Origin of the sequence: Fictibacillus enclensis, assembly GCF_030123385.1 — a bacterium.
Classification (GTDB): Bacteria; Bacillota; Bacilli; order Bacillales; family Fictibacillaceae; genus Fictibacillus_C; species Fictibacillus_C enclensis.
Genome location: NZ_CP126109.1, coordinates 4,586,552 through 4,603,394, shown reverse-complemented (window position 1 = coordinate 4,603,394; position 16,843 = coordinate 4,586,552). Strand labels below are relative to the sequence as shown.

Here is a 16,843-nt window from a genome sequence, read left to right as displayed (position 1 = left end):
GAGTTGATCACATGGTGTTTGTGAAATGGGTAGATAAGCTTAATCAAGTTCTGGAGAAGTTACTCGGACTTGTCCTAGCGGTGATGACCCTGGTGGTGTTCTATCAAGTAATGGTTCGATTTGTCCTCACCTCATTTGGTGGACAGTTTTCTGCTCCATGGACAGAAGAATTAGCAAGGTATCTTATGATATGGCTCGTTTTTATTGGTGGAGCAGTAGCTGCACGAAAAGCCAATTCACTTGCTGTTGAAATATTAATTCAATCTGTCCCGCCTTTGGTTGGAAGGCTAGTAAAAGTAGGTTCTCATATCGCCTCTCTCATCTTCTACGCATTCATTTTTGTTATTGGCTTAGTTTGGATACAGTTCGGGCTGTCAGAAACGTCTCCAGTGATGAAGGTGTCAATGTCTTACATATATGCTGCCATGTCAGTGGGGTCAGGATTGATGATTTTAAACACGATTACAATATTAGTAGATGCTTATGTAAATAAAAAAGACATTCTTGAGGTAATAGACGTAGAAGTGGAAGAAGCGTTAGCAGATTATAAGACGAACAGAAAGGAGACTGCTGTATGATCTCAGCGTTGTTTATTGCCATTTTGGTCTTTTTATTAATTAGCGTTCCTATTGCGGTTTGCTTGGGATTTTCATCCTTGGTGGCATTACAAGTAGGTGGTTATCCTCTAATTACTTTGGCTCAGGCCGTCTATGAAAGTTTAGATTCTTTTTCCCTGATGGCCATCCCCTTTTTTATATTAGCAGGCAACCTTATGCAGACTGGCGGCATGTCGAGACGTCTAATCAATCTGGCGAATGTATTAGTGGGTTGGTTTAGAGGTGGACTTGGTTCAGTATCTGTACTAACTTCCATGTTTTTTGCCACGATTTCAGGATCATCTTCCGCAACAACAGCAGCCGTTGGTTCAACGTTGATACCTGCGATGGAGAAGAAGGGCTATCCAAAAAATTTCGCCACGGCTACATGTGCCGCGGCCGGGGAACTTGGAGTTATCATACCACCCTCAATTCCTATGGTGGTTTATGGTTTAGTTGCAAATGTTTCTATCGGAAGCCTTTTCCTTGCAGGTTTTATTCCAGGTCTTTTAATCGGAATTTCCCTTGTTTTGACGATTATCATTGTTGCAAGAGTGAAAGGGTTCGACCTTGTGAATCGTACAAGTTTACGCCAATGGTTGATAGAACTGTGGAGAGCCTTTACCGACTCATTTCTAGCTTTAATAATGCCGATCATTATTCTCGGCGGGATCTATGAAGGTGTGTTTACACCCACAGAAGCATCTGTCGTTGCGGTGGTTTACGGATTTATTGTATGTATGTTTGTGTATCGAGAATTAAAATGGAAAGACTTACTCCCCATTCTTGGAAAGTCAGCGGTTGGAACCTCTATAATCATGCTGATTGTCGCCTACGCATCAATTTTTGGTTACATTTTGACTGCAGAAGAAGTGCCACAAAAGCTCGGAGAGGCTTTAGCCCACTTCTCAGATAGCCCCATTGTTTTCTTACTACTAGTTAACATCTTCTTATTCATCACGGGAACCCTCATGGAAGCATTAGTTTCTATTATTATTATCGCCCCAATTTTAGCACCGATTGCTGTGCAATTTGGAATCGATCCAGTTCATTTTGGAATTATCATGGTTGTTAATATGGCTATCGGGATGCTAACTCCTCCAGTAGCAGTAAACCTAGTTGTGGCTTGTCAGATTGCTAATCTAAAAATGAGTCAATTGACTCGCCCTGTTTTGCTCTACCTAGCAATATTAACTGTAGATGTATTAATCATCAGTTATATTCCCGCTATTTCGATGTGGCTTCCATCGCTTTCAAAATAAGAAAAGGAGGTAGAACTACTAGAAATTCGATTATATTCAGAAAAAATTGAGAATAGATGAGGTGTAAATTTATGAAAATGTATAAGAAACTTTGCTCCATTCTTATAGGATCTGTTCTTATGTTAGGCACTGTATTAACTGGTTGTAGTAATATTACGAATGGTGCAGAATCCGGAAAAAACTCAACAAAAGTCGTAAATTTTAAATTGGGTCATACTCTGGCACCGGATAGTCATTATAATGTAATGGCTAAAGAATTTGCAAAATTAGTAGAGAAAAAGTCCAAAGGAACGATTAAAATTACTGTATTTCCTCAGTCCCAGTTGGGCGGTGAAGTGAAAATGATCCAAGGCGTACGTTCGGGATCAATGGATATGGTAGTCACCGCACAGGCACCTCTAGAAAATACGATAAAAGAGTATTCCATTTTTGATGTGCCTTATTTGTTTGACAGCATTGACCAGGCGAATAAAGTCCTGGCGGGAGAAGTAGGCAAAAAATATTTAGATATGCTACCTCAACATGGTCTTGTCGGTTTGGGCTTTTTATCGGTGGCCGAGCGAAATGTATTTTCTTCGAAGCCAATTCACAAGGTAACCGATATGCACAAGTTTAAAGTGCGTGTAATGCAGGCCCCCGGTTATGTAAAAGCATATGAATCTCTGGGAGCTCAACCTACACCTATGGCGTACTCAGAAGTGTATCTTTCCTTGCAGCAGGGAGTAGTGGATGGTGGAGATACATCTCCAGACCAATTTGTCATGGATAAGTTTGTGGAAGTGTCTAAGTATTACAACAAGACAAAGGTACATTATTTACCAGCTTTACTTATCATGTCTAAGAAAAAGATGGATGCTTTAACACCAGAACAACAAAAAATTATTAAAGAATCATCTAAGGAAGCGTTGCAAGTAGGTATCGATTATTACAAGAAAGCTTATGATGAAGCGATCAAAACTTCAAAACAAAAAGGGGTTAAAATAATTGAACCTGATTTATCAGAATTTAAAAAAGCAACGGAAAAAGCCCAAAATGATTTGTTAAACGAAATTCCAAACGGAAAAAAGCTCTTTGACGAGATTCAATCGGCAAAATCTAAATAAAGGTAAAAACTAAACAAATTATGACAGGAACCTGGCGGTAATTATCTGATTATTAGAAAGAGAGGGAATATTTAAAAAATGGGTAAAAGACCGAATATGGATATTTTTAACTATAATGATACGGCAGAGTTTTCAAAAACAGTGACTGAATATGATGTATATGCTTTTGCAGGAATTGTTGGAGATTTTTACGGTGTACATCTGAACGAGGAATTCTCCAAAAAAACTCGTTTCGGTAAAAGGATAGCACAAGGGGCATTATCTGTAGGTTTTCTCGCTACGCTTAACGGTTATATGGCGGCACGAGTACCTGAACCAGGTGCTGTTTCCTATCGCTACGATGTGACGTTTACTGCACCGGTATATCTTGGCGATACAGTGACTGCACGGTTAGATTTGGTAGAAAAGGAAGAAGAAAGGAACGTTTGTATTTTTCAAGCCACTGTTACCAATCAAGATGGGGCGGTTGTAGCAGAAGGTAAGACGTATTTAAAAGTCTTATAGACCTATAAGATATGAATTTAGACCAGAATTTTTTCATTCCGTTTAGAAAATACAAAAAGAAAGGGGTTTTCACCAATGATTGTCCAATGTGACGTACTCGTGATCGGTGGAGGAGCTGCAGCAGGTCGTGCTGCTATAGAGGCTCATGATCAGGGATCTTCAGTAGCAGTAGTTATGAAGGGAGCATTTGGAACAAGCGGTGCCAGTGCTTTTAAAATAGCCGAAATCGCTGGATATAATGTGGCTGACGGTTTAGTAGACCCTGCAGATAATCCAGACACACACTTTTCTGATATTATGCGGGCAGCTGCGGGTATGGCAGATCCTGAACTCGCTAAGATACTTACTGAAGGTGCTATTGATTCTCTGCGGGGTTTGGAGCAGATGAACATACCTTTCCATCAGGATGACGACGGGAAATACATGGAGGTTCTCGGCTGTTTTGCTACTAAACCGCGAATGCATCTCATACCAGGACACGCAGAACCCATTGTTCATGCACAAAAGGAAGCTATATCAAACCGTCAAATCCCTGTCTATGAATGGATGTTTTTAACCAAGTTCCTGGTTGACGATAACCGTATTGCCGGTGCGATTGGCATTAATCGCGAGGGGGAGCTAACAATCTTCCACACGAAAGCAATAATTATGGGAACAGGTGGAGCCGGTCAGCTTTTCTCTTATAATATTAATCCAGCTGATATTACGGGTGACGGTTACTCTATTGGGTTCAAAGCCGGTGCTGAACTCGTCAATATGGAATTTATGCAAGCAGGCCCCGGTTTGATTTATCCATGCAAAAATATGTTTAATTCCTGGTTATGGGCTTTACATCCTAAAGTAACCAATGGGTTAGGAGAAGAGTTCATTCATAAGTATCTACCGCCAGGCATGACATTAGAGATGTGCATGGACTTAAGATCCGGGCACTATCCGTTCTCAAGCTACGATGGTTCTCAGTGGATTGATATCGCCATCCAATCCGAAATTAAAGAAGGCCGGGCTTCAAAACATGGAGGAGTTTATGTCGATTTTACGGATATCAATATAGATAAACTCCTTAAAAAGAAGCGCGGGGAAGAACTAAACAGGTCATGGAATATTACAGTAAACTGGTTGATTGAAAACCGTAAGCTGGATCTTCGCAAAACCCGGGTTGAAGTGGCTATATTAGGACACGCCATCAATGGTGGATTGTTGATTGATGACAAGGCGGAAACGAGGGTCAGCGGACTTTTTGCTGCAGGGGAAACTGCGGGTGGACCACATGGTGCTGACCGATTAGGAGGGAACATGATTCTGACTTGCCAGGTGTATGCAAAAATCGCTGGACATTCAGCCGCAAATTTTGCGAAGAATAATGAATTGATCCCACTGCCTCATGACCAGATTGAAGAGGAAACAGTGCGATATCGTGTATTACGTTCCATTAATGGGTCTATTAAGCCGCATCATATTAAAAAAGAATTACAGGAAATCATGTGGAGACACGTCCTAGTCATTCGGGGTGAAGATAGTCTGACCATAGCCCTGGAGAAGTTAAGGTCCCTTCGAGAAAAATGCCAATCACAAATGATTGTAAGCAACAACAAAGAACTGATGAATGCGATAGAAGCAGAAAATCTAATATTGGTAGGTGAGATTATCACAAGAGCAGCATTATTGAGAAAAGAAACCAGAGGAAGTCATTTCCGAGTAGATTTTCCAAGCAGGAATGACAAGGAATTTCTTTATCGCATTGCATCTCATATGCAAGGCGATAATATAGAACACCGTACATTAGAAAGTGAAAAAGAATGGGTTAGGAGCTATCCTTATGAAATTGTCCACGCTTGATAACATACTTGTTGAACAAATAGGAAACGTCTTGATAGCCAAAATCAATCGACAGGACAAGCTCAATTCATTCAGCCCAAGAGTATTGGAAGAATTTAATCAAGTTCTCGATCAAACTGAACTCGACAAATCAGTAAAAGTTCTAGTAATTACAGGAGCTGGTGAAAAAGCTTTTGTTGTTGGAAACGATGTCACCCAATTAAAAGAGGTAGATACCGTCGGTGCCTATGAACAAATGGTGGCAGGACAGCAAACTTTCCTTCGAATTCATGAATATTCAAAACCAGTGATCGCGATGGTAAACGGTTATGCCCTCGGTGGCGGCTTTGAATTAGCTCTGTCATGCGATATGGTGATAGCTTCTGAGAATGCCCAATTCGGCTTTCCAGAAATCAATCTGAACACCATGCCGGGATGGGGAGGTACACAATTGGCCGTTAAAAAAATGGGGATTAACCGGGCGAAGGAGATGGTCCTGTCCGGTAAATACTATTCGGCGGAGGAATGTATACCATTCGGATTTGTCAATAAATTATGTCCATTAGAGAAGTTGAGACAGGAAACACTGGAACTAGCAAACACCTTAGCGAATAAAGAGGCCTTCACACTGAAGATGGCCAAAGACGCTTTAAATCGCGGAGAAGAGCTAGACATCGCCCATGGATTCCGCTATGAAGCGCAAGCCTATGCCGTTAATTTTAGTGCCCCGCATGCAAAGAAAGGTTTTGAATCATTTTTAAATCGAAAAAAACAGAGGTAGGTGCTCTTCGATGTTAGTTAAGGTAAAAGAAGAACAAAAAATGATACGCAAAGTGGTCCGAGAATTGGCCGAACGTGAAGTTGCCCCTATGTCAGAGAAATTATGGGAGCACCAGTCATTCCCTTATAAATTTTGGAGGATGGCCGGAGAGCTTGGTCTTATCGGATTACCGTATGAAGAAGAGTTTGGTGGGGGCGGTGGGGATTGGCTATCTTTTGTCATCGTGCTGGAGGAGCTTGCCCGGGTCGATTGTGCGGTTGCTAACGCGATTATGGCTAATTCCTCGGTTGGTAGTTTGATCAGCAATTACGGAACAAAAGAACAAAAAAACAAGTATCTTAAGCCTATTTTAACAGGTGAAAAGATCGGAGCTATTGCCTTAACTGAAGCTAATGCAGGATCTGATGCTTCGTCTATTAAAACCCATGCGGTGCTTGACGGGGATGAATGGGTGTTAAATGGTTCCAAGATTTTCATTAGCAATTCGGATAACGATATAACAGGACCGGTTGTGCTGGCCGCAGTAACTGGAAAGAAAGAAGATGGCCGAAACGAGATATCGAATTTTATAGTTCCCAACCGAACTCCTGGTTTCACGTATGGCCGAAAACTGAATAAAATCGGATGGCGTGCTTCCAGTACGGGTGAACTTTTTTTCGAAAATTGCCGTATTCCAAATGAAAATCTTCTTGGGGACCGTGGATCTGGTTTAAAGCAAACGCTTACCACTATTAATACCGGTAGAATCTTAATCGCCTCCATGGGATTAGGGATCTTACAAGGGTCATTAGACCGCTCCATTTCCTATATGAAGGAGCGAACTACATTTGGTAAAGCGTTAACCGAATATCAATCTCTTCAATTCAAAATTGCAGATATGGCAACACATACTGAATTGGCACGACTAATGATCTATCATGCAGCGTCTCTTAAGGATGATGGCAAACCATTTGATAAAGAAGCTTCTATGGCGAAACTGTTTGCAACTGAAAAAGCAATGGAAGCTGCCCATCAAGCGATTCAAATCCATGGAGGTTACGGAATCATGAGTGAGTACGCCGTTTCACGAGCTTTTGGGGACGCTAAGGTGTTGGAGATCGTGGAAGGTACTTCGGAAATTCAACGAATGATCATTTCTCGCATGCTTTTGAAATAATCACAAAAGGGAGGATACAACGATGTTAAACGGAATCAAAGTCTTAAGCTTTACGCATTTTTTGCAAGGTCCCTCAGCCGTCCAGATGCTAGTTGATTTAGGAGCGGACGTGGTGAAAATTGAGTCTCCAAAAGGAGCATTCGAAAGACACTGGTCAGGTTTTGATGCGTTTGTTAATGATGTGAGCGTTTTTTTCTTACTAGGAAATCGCAATCAACGAAGTTTATCCATTGATCTCCGGACAAAAGAAGGTAAGGAAATCATTTATCGGATGGTTAAAGAGGCGGATGTGCTCGTCGAGAATTTCCGACCTGGAGTGATGGACCGACTTGGATTCAGTTATGAAGCGCTTAAAGAAATAAACCCTCGATTGGTTTATTGTTCCTGCACCGGATATGGGTCCGATGGTCCTTATCTACAACGTCCTGGGCAAGACTTGCTGCTGCAGGCAATTAGCGGATTATCACTAGTTTCAGGCGGCAAGGACGCACCTCCTACCCCAGTCGGTTCAGCTATAGTCGACCAACACGCCGCAGTACTAGCTGCGTTTGGTATCGTATCTTCCCTCCTGAGCCGTGAAAAAACAGGACAGGGCCGAAAGGTCGAAAGTAATCTTTTAAACGCTGCTCTTGATTTGCAAATTGAGCCACTCACTTATTACTTAAATAAAGGGCCACTTTGGGAGCGAAGTGATCTCGGGAGCCGATTCCATCAAGCTCCTTACGGTATTTATCAAACCAAAGACGGATGGATCGCGATCTCTATGACTCCGATCGAAAAGCTAAACAAAGCCTTTAACAATAATGAGTTAGAGCAATATACTTCCCAGGACCAAATGGAAAAACGGGAGGAAGTTAACCAAATCGTTTCCCAGGTCATCAAACAAGAATCAACGGATTATTGGTTCTCAGTATTTGAAGACAACGATATCTGGTGTTCACCAGTCAACGGTTATGAAGAGGTTGAAAAGGATCCGCAGGTGGAATGGAATAAAATGATTATGACTGTCAATCATCCCGATGCGGGCCAAGTGCGTCTACTAAACCACCCTGTTCGATATGAGAATCATGAGTTAGGAGTCAGCCAACATCCTCCTCGTCTGGGTGAACATACAATAGAAGTTTTACATGAGTATGGTTATTCCGAAGAAGAAATTGAGAAGTTCCTACAAAGTGGGGTTGTAATTGAAAACCAAAGAAAATTGGAGCGTACAGGGGGCTAGAAAATGAGTACCTTGCTATTGAATATGGATGATATTGAAATTGGTAAACAACAAACCACCATTCGTAACATAACGGATGAGGATGTAGAGGCATTTGGCCGCCTTTCTGGGGATTTCAATCCACTTCATATGAATGATGAGTTTGCATCCAAGTCCCACTTTGGTCGCCGGGTGGTACATGGAATGTTTACAGCAGCTATAATATCAGCCACTCATACTGATTTAACAGGACCCGGTTTTGTTTATGTCGGTCAGGAACTTAATTTTAAAGCCCCTGTTTATATCGGGGATACGATTACTGTTACTGTAACGGTAACAGGGAAAAAAGAAGACAAGCGTATACTTATATTAGAAACGATGGTTTCAAAGCAGGCTGGCTCAGTTGTTCTACAAGGAAATTCAGCATTAATGGAATTAGAAGGTCTAAAAGCTAGACGGGTAGTATCACAGGAGACTGAACATGCTTAAAAATTGGAAGTTTCATAGTGCTAGTTCTATCCTTTTTGGCAATGGGGCCATTCATCAACTTCCTAACTTGATTGAAAGGTTTAAACCAAAAAGAATAGTCTTGATAACAGACCCCGGCATTGTAAAAGCCGGAATTGCAAATCGGGCTACAGAAATTCTTCGGGACGTGGGGATTAAGCTGGTAGTCTACGATCAAGCGGTTCCTGAACCAACGATGGCATCAGTCTTAACATGTTTCTCACAACTGGAAGAATATCAGCCTGATTTACTTATAGCACTCGGAGGAGGATCTTGCATTGATTTATGCAAAATGATCTCTTTATTGCTTACCTATGGTGGACATCCCGCTGACTATTTTGGGGAAGCAAAAATTCCAGGAAGTATACGGCCAATTATTGCGATTCCGACTACCGCGGGTACCGGTTCGGAAGTCTCTCCGGTCACAATTGTAACTGACGAACAGACGAATTTAAAGGTGGGAATATCCGATCAATCTTTAAGGCCAGCTGTAGCATTGTTGGACCCAGAACTTACGGTTAAGCTACCACCATACATTACGGCGTGTACTGGTATGGATGCCTTATCCCAAGCGATCGAGTCCTATTTTGCAATAGATTACCGATATATAGAAGCCGAAGGAAATCTGATTTACCAAGGATCCAATCCAATGAGTGATGTGTTTGCAGAGAAAGCTATCCGCCTTATTAGTGAAAATTTGTCTACCGCTGTACATCAAGGAAGCAATCTGGCAGCACGATCAAATATGCTTTTGGGGAACTTATACTCAGCTTTGGCTTTTACCAATTCGGGCACGTCTTTAATTCATGCCTTGTCCTATCCCATCGCGGAAATCACCAAAAAACCTCATGGGGAAATTATTGGTCTGCTTCTTCCCTACGTTATGGAATATAACATGTTTGCTGATGTAGACCGTTTTTCAGAAATTGGTATCTTTCTAGGGGAAAGGGGAGAAGGAAAATATAATCTTGCAAAGGCTGGGATAGAATTCGTATCCAGGCTTGTCGACGATCTTGGGATGCCGACAAGGCTTGAGATGATAGGAATAAAAAGAGAACATTTTGATTTAATCGTAGAAAAATCTCTTGGGATCGATAGGCTTATACGGATAAACCCTAAAAAACCACAGTTTGAAGGTGTGAAATCTCTCCTTAATAAAGCTTTTTAATAGAAGTGAGAAAAATAAAGGATTTCCCAATTTTATTAGGGGAGGTGAAAAGATGAGATTAAAAGATCAGGTTGCGCTTATAACGGGTTCCACTTCAGGACTGGGGGAAGCTATTGCGAAACGTTTTGCTCATGAAGGAGCAAAAGTTATCATAGTCGGGCGGAATCAAGAACGGGGAGAAGCTGTTGCTGCGACGATTCGGGGGCAGGGCGGAGATCCCATGTTTGTGTCCGCTGATGTTACCTCTGAGCAAAATGTTAAAACCATGGTGGATAAGGTTATCAATCGATTTGGTACGATTGACATTGTCGTCAATAATGCAGGTCTTGTCCTACCTGGAAGTGTCATAGAGATGACATTAGAGCAATGGAATAAGGTTTTTCAAATGAATGTAACCTCCACTTATCTTGTTAGCCACCATGCAATCCCTTTATTGTTAAAACAAATGAGGGGATCCATCATAAATATTTCCTCCGAAGCGGGATTAAAAGGTTTAAAAAATCGCTCGGCATATTGCGCTGCAAAGGCCGCAATTGTGGGTTTAACCAAGGCAATGGCGGTTGATCATTCTTCAAAAGGAATACGTATTAACTGTATCTGCCCAGGTACCATTAAAACCCCAATGATTCAGGAAATAATTGAGAATCACGAAGATCCTGATGGAATAGAGAAAGAATTTTTAAACAGGCGTTTAACACCCGAATTAGGAACCCCAGGGGAAATCGCAGAAGCAGCGTTATATTTTGCTTTACCGGAAAACCGTTATGTAACAGGTGCCATTTTATCCGTAGATGGAGGGGCTTTGGCTAAATAATTCCTTGGTAATGCTAAAAATGTATACGTATTCATTCCAATTTCATACGAAAAGCATGTGACTTTGATTCGTTATTTTACTTGTTTTATTGTGTTAATTGCAATGAATGATAAGTATGGTTATCGTTAAACGTCCATATGAGTAAAAATAATGAGAATCAACATTAGTAGGAATTAAAAAAACGAGGAGGATCTATTATGCGAATTGTACGTTTTTTGGATGGAAATAATGTTCCGACACTAGGCGCCATAACCGATAATGAGAAAGTGTATCCATTGCCATTCATAGACTTTTTGGAGTTGATCAGTGAAGCTCATCGTAAAGCGGTAAAGCCTGTTGTTTTAATTCAAGACGTAATTGAAACCACCGATCCTTATATCGAAAAGCCGACGAATCTTAAGTTACTAGTACCTATTGTTGCTCCGGAGGTATGGGCTTCTGGTGTCACTTATGAAAGAAGTAAACAAGCAAGAAATTATGAAGCAACAGGTGGAAGAGAGGATGCCACCACCTATTATGATAAAGTTTACGATGCAGAAAGGCCGGAGATATTCTTCAAATCAACGGCTGCCCGAACTGTTGGCCCGAACCAGGAAGTCTACCTTCGAAGCGATTCCAAATGGCAAATTCCAGAGCCGGAACTCGGGCTTGTACTTAGCAAAGAAGGGGAAATATTGGGATACACCATTGGCAACGATATGAGCTGCCGCGATATTGAAGGGGAAAATCCACTGTATTTACCACAAGCAAAAATATGGAGAAACTCTTGTTCTATAGGTCCAGCCATCCGATTAGCTGAAACAGTCGAAGATCCTTATTCGTTCGAAATAAAATGCGCCATTTACCGGGACGGAACGAAAGTGGTAGAGGGTACAGCGAGCACAGATCAGCTGAAGCGTAAGTATGATGAGTTGGTTTCCTATCTTGGACGCGACAACGAGATTTTCGATGGGACTATTCTATTAACCGGCACCTGTATTGTCCCACCAGACGAATTTACGCTAGAGAACGGAGATAACATTGAAATTGAAATATCGGATATCGGTGTATTAGAGAATGTGGCTAAAACACAAGTGAGAGGGGATGTCTTAACTTCTTAAAATTACATTTAACAAAGAGAAATAGGTTAAATCTTAAGTAAAACTAGCTGATAGCAAGTAACAATTAGAAATCAATAAACATATGCGTCATTAATAAAGGAGTGATAGATTTGACTGTGAAAACTGAAACAAAAACATACCTTAATTATATCAATGGTGAATGGGTTCCTTCTTCTTCACAACATGTGTATGAAAGCATAAATCCCGCCAATAAGAATGAGATTGTGGGATATGTACAAAAATCAACCCAAGAAGATCTAGACCGGGCGGTCGATGCTGCGAAGAAAACTCAACTTATATGGAGAAATCTATCAAGTCCCGCCAGAGGAGAATACTTGTACAAGGTAGCAAATTCGCTAGAAAAAAATATCGATGAAATAGCTGAAACCATGACGAAAGAAATGGGAAAAACTTTCGTAGAAGCAAAAGGTGAAACCGCGCGAGGAGTAGCTATTCTTCGCTATTTTGCGGGGGAGGGTATGAGAAAAGTGGGGGACGTAATTCCTTCCACAGAAAGCCAAGCTCTAATGTTTACGACTCGTGTACCATTAGGAGTAGTAGGAGTTATTTCCCCTTGGAATTTTCCTGTGGCCATTCCAATTTGGAAAATCGCACCAGCAATTGTTTATGGAAATACCGTTGTATTAAAACCTGCTCAAGAGACATCGGTTACAGCTGCAAGGGTAATTGAATGCTTCCATGAAGCGGGATTGCCGGGCGGAGTCGTTAATATGGTTACTGGTCCAGGATCTGTGATCGGTCAGGGAATCATTGATCATCCTGATATTCACGGAATTACTTTTACGGGTTCTGACCAAGTAGGCAAGCGAGTGGGACAAGGGGCCCTTGCCCGTGGAGCAAAATATCAGCTTGAAATGGGGGGCAAAAACCCTGTAATTGTCGCCGAAGATGCTGACCTTGATTTGGCTGTTGAAGCGACGATTAGTGGTGGTCTTCGTTCTACAGGACAAAAGTGTACAGCTACCAGCCGAGTAATTGTACAGAAAACCGTGTATAACGAGTTTAAAGAAAAACTTCTTTCGAAGGTAAAAGAGATAAAGGTTGGCAACGGTCTTAATAGTGACACGTGGATGGGACCGTGTAGTAGTGAATCCCAATTAAATACGGTTCTTTCATATATCCAAAAAGGGTGGGACGAAGGGGCAACACTACTTCATGGTGGGAATAGGTATGAAGTGGAAGAATTGAAGAATGGATTCTTCGTTCAGCCGACAATATTTGAAAATGTTAATAGCAGTATGGCGATCGCCCAAGAAGAAATTTTTGGACCGGTTCTTGTTTTAATTAAGGTTGAAAACATTGAAGAAGCGTTACATATCGCCAATGATGTTCAATTCGGATTAAGTGCGTCTATTTTCACTTCGAATATTGGAAACATGCTTTCCTTCATTGACAATATGGAAGCTGGGCTTATAAGAATCAATGCCGAGTCGGCGGGGGTAGAATTGCAAGCTCCATTCGGTGGAATGAAGCAATCTAGTTCTCATTCTAGGGAGCAAGGACAAGCTGCCATTGAATTTTTTACATCTATTAAAACAGTGTTTGTCAAACCTTAAAAAGACACTCGGTCATTTAGAAACCCAGGGAATATGGGTTCCTTGTTTAGCCTTTCTATTTTATAAACAACTTTGATTTATGAATTGCCATCGGTTGATGCCATAAGAACTTATCATCAAAAACAAATTTGCTTGTTCTGGCCAGAGCATTTACGTAAACTGAACCCTCAGACTTACTTTGTAGATTTGAGCGAAAAAGTTTGGCAAACAAAGATGGATCTTTTAAAAAGTATACTCACCTGAACACATTTATTGAGCTGGAGCTGAGATTTTTCAACTTTGAAACACGAAGCTTTACTTTATTGCAAAGGGGTAATTGAGTTTGCCAATTATTCAGGCTGTTGACCGGGCCCTCCGTATCCTGGATTTGTTTAATAAATACGAAAAAGAACTGAAAATTAATGACATCAGCTTGCGAATGGGACTTCATAAAAGTACTGTCCATTCTTTATTAAAGACACTTCAGCAGCACAGCTATATCGAACAAAACTTAGACAACGGAAAGTACAAGCTGGGAATGAAACTGTTTGAAAGAGGAAACTTTTTCATTAATAGTTTTAGTATCCGAACGGTTTCCAAAAAACACCAAATTGAAATCTCAAAGATAACAGGAAACACAACCCACCTTGTCATCCTTGACGGAAAAGAGGGGGTCTATATTGACAAAGTCGAAGGTTCAGCTGACACCATTCTATATTCAAGTATTGGTCGTAGAATTCCGGTTCACTGCAGCGCAGAAGGAAAAACGCTTTTAGCCTTTAAAGGGAAGGAAGAAATGCGAGCACTTTTAGAGGGCTACGATTATATAAGCCATACACCAAATACTATTACGAATGAAAACGACTTTTTGGCTGAGCTAAAGAATGTAAGAGAAAACGGGTACGCTGTAGATAACGAGGAAAACATACCCGGTGTAATGTGTATCGCAGTTCCAATCCGAAACCATACAGGAAATGTTGTTGCTGCAATAAGTATGTCGCAAAGGGTACACCTTATTAATAATTCACTGTTAAATGAACGCGTTAATATGCTTAAGAAAACAGCAGAAATAATTTCACACAAATTAGACTGCGATATTCAGACTTACAAATATGAATAAAAATAGGAATTCGTAAGTTGCAGCAAAGGTATTGTGCGGATTTAGTTCGTAAAAAAATGTCCCAATTATTCATATAATTTTAGTTGATGAATTGGAAAGATTAGAACGAAATAGAAAAATGAGATCGTTACTTCTTAAATAGGGATGTAATAAGACTTCCTATTACAGGGGTGCTGACAATTCAATAGGCATTTTAGAACTTGTGTCGATCTTTCGACATAAGTTCTTTTTAATGGGGAATTTTTATGAAAGGAAGAATAGAAGAAACGGTCTAAAACTCCCCCTTCGTAAACTTGTCCCCATGAACCTCCAAAAAGTGTTTGTTTGATTCATTGAACTCCTTTACCGTTTGAAACTCACTCAGCTCTTTAAAATTCGTAATTTTTCCAGGCACCATGTGACTCTTCCTCTCTATAAAAAGATCTTCACACTTTAAATAGAGAAAAAGGAGTCATTACTTTGAAAACTTTTTTGGTAATAAACCTTTTACCATGTCAGGACCCACCGTATATGGAAAACGTACGGTGGGTCCTGACAATTACAAAATGAATTATCAGAATATTATTGACATTTAAACAGGTCGGTGATATTTTAATTTTAATTAGTCATAGTTTAGGATTAATTATTAGAGGGGGTTAGAGGATGCACTTTTTGGATTGGTTGGTCTTGGGTTTGTTTTTTATTGTCATGCTGATTATTGGATTCTGGTCATTCAAAATGGTCAAAGGATCCGAGGACTATTTTGTCGCAGGGGGGAAAATGCCCTGGTGGTTATCGGGAATTTCTCATCACGTATCAGGCCATAGTGGTGCTGTATTTGTGGCGTATGCAGGATTAGCGTATACACAAGGAGTCAGTCTTTATTTTTGGTGGGCGCTCCCTATTTTCGTAGCCTGTACGATTGGTGCGTATTTATTTGCACCCCGATGGTCCCGGCTCCGGTCAACCTTGAACATTGAGTCACCCACTGAGTATTTAGCACTCAGGTATAACATCCCGACACAGCAAGTCATTGCCTGGAGCGGAGTACTGCTCAAGCTATTTGATGTTGGTGCCAAATGGGCGGCAATTGGTATTCTCCTAAATGTGTTTACGGGGATTCCCATTATGACAGGTGTATTAATCTCTGGATTGATTTCTCTTGTCTATATTACGGTTGGGGGATTGTGGGCAGACGTACTAAATGACTTTGTCCAATTTGTCGTTCAGCTTCTTGGCGGGATCGTTATGTTTGTTGTGGTCATGATGAAGCTTGGCGGACCGAGTTCCTTTATGGGAATATGGGACCAGCTTCCAGCTGCAAACAGTGATCCATTCAGGGAACCCTATACTGCCGGATACGTTATAATCTACGCCTTTATCGTACTGCTCAGCTATAACGGGGGGACGTGGAATCTGGCGACACGCTTTATTTCCTCTCCTTCTGGTAAAGAGGCCAAAAAGTCATCCTTGCTTTCCGCTATTCTTTATCTCATTTGGCCGATCATTTTGTTTTTCCCAATGTGGGCAGCTCCGTTGATCCTGCCTAACTTAAAAGATCCTACACAATCCTATGCTCTTCTCACCCAGGAACTTCTCCCGCAAGGATTGGTCGGTCTTGTTCTTGCTTCACTATTTGCTGCCACCATGTCCATGACATCCTCTGATTCGAACACCATTGCTTCTGTTATTACCCGTGATATCCTGCCTGTTATGTCCAAACGGTTTGTCCAGATGTCCCAAAAACGGGCATTAAAAATTGCCCGTATTACAACACTCCTATTCACTGCTTTAACACTGATAGTCGCTATTAATTCTGACATGTTCGGAGGCGTCATCGGATTATTAATCACATGGTTTGCCGCACTGGTAGGCCCGGTTTCCATTCCTATGCTGTTTGGACTTCTTCCTGCATTTAAGCATTGCGGTCCGGTAGCGGCTATTGTTTCTATTGCAGCGGGGCTTGCTGGATTCGTTGTGGTGAATTATGGTCTCGACGTATCTTTAGCGGTTCAGGTAGGTACACCTGTCCTCATTTCATTTTTTACCTATAGTGCAGTGGGCTGGCTAAACCGTAATCAGCCAGTGTTATCAGATGTTGACGACTTATTAGCTTCCTTAAGCAGGAAGGAAAAAGATAAAGCTGGAGATGGAAGTGATCTCGCCTTATAAGAGGTATAA

17 protein-coding genes are annotated in these 16,843 nt (G+C 41.2%); 16 read left to right on the top strand and 1 reads right to left on the bottom strand.

The features are described 5' to 3' along the window. Positions 1-11: 11 nt before the first annotated feature. The 15 genes from QNH15_RS23790 (at position 12) to QNH15_RS23720 (ending at position 14,683) form a co-directional block, all read left to right on the top strand. On the top strand, positions 12-578 hold the full coding sequence (locus tag QNH15_RS23790; protein WP_283891066.1) for a TRAP transporter small permease: 567 nt from the start codon (positions 12-14) through the stop codon (positions 576-578). Beyond that, positions 575-1,858 (top strand): TRAP transporter large permease, encoded by a 1,284-nt coding sequence (locus tag QNH15_RS23785; RefSeq protein WP_283891064.1) that lies wholly within the window; start codon positions 575-577, stop codon positions 1,856-1,858. Before QNH15_RS23790 ends, QNH15_RS23785 begins: the two co-directional genes overlap by 4 nt. Positions 1,859-1,929: 71 nt before the next feature. Then, positions 1,930-2,961 carry a TRAP transporter substrate-binding protein gene (locus tag QNH15_RS23780; RefSeq protein WP_283891063.1) on the top strand — a complete coding sequence of 344 codons (1,032 nt, stop codon included), beginning with the start codon at positions 1,930-1,932 and terminating at the stop codon, positions 2,959-2,961. Positions 2,962-3,039: 78 nt separating this feature from the next. Then, positions 3,040-3,465, top strand: a complete 426-nt coding sequence (locus QNH15_RS23775) for a MaoC family dehydratase (protein WP_283891062.1) — start codon at positions 3,040-3,042, stop codon at positions 3,463-3,465. Positions 3,466-3,540: 75 nt separating this feature from the next. Beyond that, positions 3,541-5,301 (top strand): FAD-binding protein, encoded by a 1,761-nt coding sequence (locus tag QNH15_RS23770; protein ID WP_283891061.1) that lies wholly within the window; start codon positions 3,541-3,543, stop codon positions 5,299-5,301. Beyond that, positions 5,282-6,061, top strand: a complete 780-nt coding sequence (locus QNH15_RS23765; protein ID WP_283891059.1) for an enoyl-CoA hydratase/isomerase family protein — start codon at positions 5,282-5,284, stop codon at positions 6,059-6,061. The genes QNH15_RS23770 and QNH15_RS23765 overlap by 20 nt, the downstream gene beginning before the upstream one ends. A 10-nt stretch (positions 6,062-6,071) precedes the next feature. Next, positions 6,072-7,217 carry an acyl-CoA dehydrogenase family protein gene (locus QNH15_RS23760; protein WP_283891058.1) on the top strand — a complete coding sequence of 382 codons (1,146 nt, stop codon included), beginning with the start codon at positions 6,072-6,074 and terminating at the stop codon, positions 7,215-7,217. Between the two features lie 22 nt (positions 7,218-7,239). After that, the gene (locus tag QNH15_RS23755; protein WP_283891057.1) at positions 7,240-8,439 is read left to right on the top strand and encodes a CaiB/BaiF CoA transferase family protein; all 1,200 of its coding nucleotides are present in this window, start codon (positions 7,240-7,242) and stop codon (positions 8,437-8,439) included. A 3-nt stretch (positions 8,440-8,442) separates the two neighbouring features. Then, positions 8,443-8,907, top strand: coding sequence for a MaoC family dehydratase (locus QNH15_RS23750; protein WP_283891055.1), 465 nt, complete (start codon positions 8,443-8,445; stop codon positions 8,905-8,907). Then, positions 8,900-10,093, top strand: a complete 1,194-nt coding sequence (locus tag QNH15_RS23745) for a hydroxyacid-oxoacid transhydrogenase (protein WP_283891053.1) — start codon at positions 8,900-8,902, stop codon at positions 10,091-10,093. Before QNH15_RS23750 ends, QNH15_RS23745 begins: the two co-directional genes overlap by 8 nt. 52 nt (positions 10,094-10,145) lie before the next feature. Next, the gene (locus QNH15_RS23740) at positions 10,146-10,907 is read left to right on the top strand and encodes an SDR family NAD(P)-dependent oxidoreductase (RefSeq protein WP_283891051.1); all 762 of its coding nucleotides are present in this window, start codon (positions 10,146-10,148) and stop codon (positions 10,905-10,907) included. Positions 10,908-11,104: 197 nt separating this feature from the next. Next, on the top strand, positions 11,105-12,007 hold the full coding sequence (locus tag QNH15_RS23735) for a fumarylacetoacetate hydrolase family protein (RefSeq protein ID WP_283891049.1): 903 nt from the start codon (positions 11,105-11,107) through the stop codon (positions 12,005-12,007). A gap of 110 nt (positions 12,008-12,117) precedes the next feature. Then, a complete protein-coding gene (gene gucD, locus QNH15_RS23730; protein ID WP_283891047.1) occupies positions 12,118-13,584 on the top strand; it encodes an alpha-ketoglutaric semialdehyde dehydrogenase GucD in 1,467 nt (488 codons plus the stop codon). A 72-nt stretch (positions 13,585-13,656) separates the two neighbouring features. Further along, entirely contained in the window at positions 13,657-13,827 is a 171-nt protein-coding gene (locus tag QNH15_RS23725) for a hypothetical protein (RefSeq protein ID WP_347343364.1), read from the top strand. A 79-nt stretch (positions 13,828-13,906) separates the two neighbouring features. Beyond that, positions 13,907-14,683 carry an IclR family transcriptional regulator gene (locus QNH15_RS23720; RefSeq protein ID WP_283891043.1) on the top strand — a complete coding sequence of 259 codons (777 nt, stop codon included), beginning with the start codon at positions 13,907-13,909 and terminating at the stop codon, positions 14,681-14,683. Positions 14,684-14,954: 271 nt separating this feature from the next. Here the strand turns inward: QNH15_RS23720 and QNH15_RS23715 are convergent, their stop codons facing one another. After that, positions 14,955-15,080: a hypothetical protein gene (locus QNH15_RS23715; RefSeq protein ID WP_283891041.1), complete on the bottom strand. Its 126-nt coding sequence runs from the start codon at positions 15,078-15,080 to the stop codon at positions 14,955-14,957. Between the two features lie 245 nt (positions 15,081-15,325). Here QNH15_RS23715 and QNH15_RS23710 point away from each other — a divergent pair, with 245 nt between their 5' ends. Next, the gene (locus QNH15_RS23710) at positions 15,326-16,834 is read left to right on the top strand and encodes a sodium:solute symporter family protein (RefSeq protein ID WP_283891039.1); all 1,509 of its coding nucleotides are present in this window, start codon (positions 15,326-15,328) and stop codon (positions 16,832-16,834) included. Positions 16,835-16,843: the final 9 nt, after the last annotated feature.

What these genes read in the sequence shown, in the direction of transcription:
- QNH15_RS23745 (WP_283891053.1), top strand. Translation starts at nt 8,900, where the DNA reads ATGCTTAAAAATTGGAAGTTTCATAGTGCTAGTTCTATCCTTTTTGGC.
- QNH15_RS23760 (WP_283891058.1), top strand. Translation starts at nt 6,072, where the DNA reads ATGTTAGTTAAGGTAAAAGAAGAACAAAAAATGATACGCAAAGTGGTC.
- QNH15_RS23785 (WP_283891064.1), top strand. Translation starts at nt 575, where the DNA reads ATGATCTCAGCGTTGTTTATTGCCATTTTGGTCTTTTTATTAATTAGC.
- QNH15_RS23765 (WP_283891059.1), top strand. Translation starts at nt 5,282, where the DNA reads ATGAAATTGTCCACGCTTGATAACATACTTGTTGAACAAATAGGAAAC.
- QNH15_RS23710 (WP_283891039.1), top strand. Translation starts at nt 15,326, where the DNA reads ATGCACTTTTTGGATTGGTTGGTCTTGGGTTTGTTTTTTATTGTCATG.
- QNH15_RS23750 (WP_283891055.1), top strand. Translation starts at nt 8,443, where the DNA reads ATGAGTACCTTGCTATTGAATATGGATGATATTGAAATTGGTAAACAA.
- QNH15_RS23780 (WP_283891063.1), top strand. Translation starts at nt 1,930, where the DNA reads ATGAAAATGTATAAGAAACTTTGCTCCATTCTTATAGGATCTGTTCTT.
- QNH15_RS23790 (WP_283891066.1), top strand. Translation starts at nt 12, where the DNA reads ATGGTGTTTGTGAAATGGGTAGATAAGCTTAATCAAGTTCTGGAGAAG.
- QNH15_RS23715 (WP_283891041.1), bottom strand. Translation starts at nt 15,080, where the DNA reads ATGGTGCCTGGAAAAATTACGAATTTTAAAGAGCTGAGTGAGTTTCAA.
- QNH15_RS23740 (WP_283891051.1), top strand. Translation starts at nt 10,146, where the DNA reads ATGAGATTAAAAGATCAGGTTGCGCTTATAACGGGTTCCACTTCAGGA.
- QNH15_RS23755 (WP_283891057.1), top strand. Translation starts at nt 7,240, where the DNA reads ATGTTAAACGGAATCAAAGTCTTAAGCTTTACGCATTTTTTGCAAGGT.
- QNH15_RS23735 (WP_283891049.1), top strand. Translation starts at nt 11,105, where the DNA reads ATGCGAATTGTACGTTTTTTGGATGGAAATAATGTTCCGACACTAGGC.
- QNH15_RS23770 (WP_283891061.1), top strand. Translation starts at nt 3,541, where the DNA reads ATGATTGTCCAATGTGACGTACTCGTGATCGGTGGAGGAGCTGCAGCA.
- QNH15_RS23775 (WP_283891062.1), top strand. Translation starts at nt 3,040, where the DNA reads ATGGGTAAAAGACCGAATATGGATATTTTTAACTATAATGATACGGCA.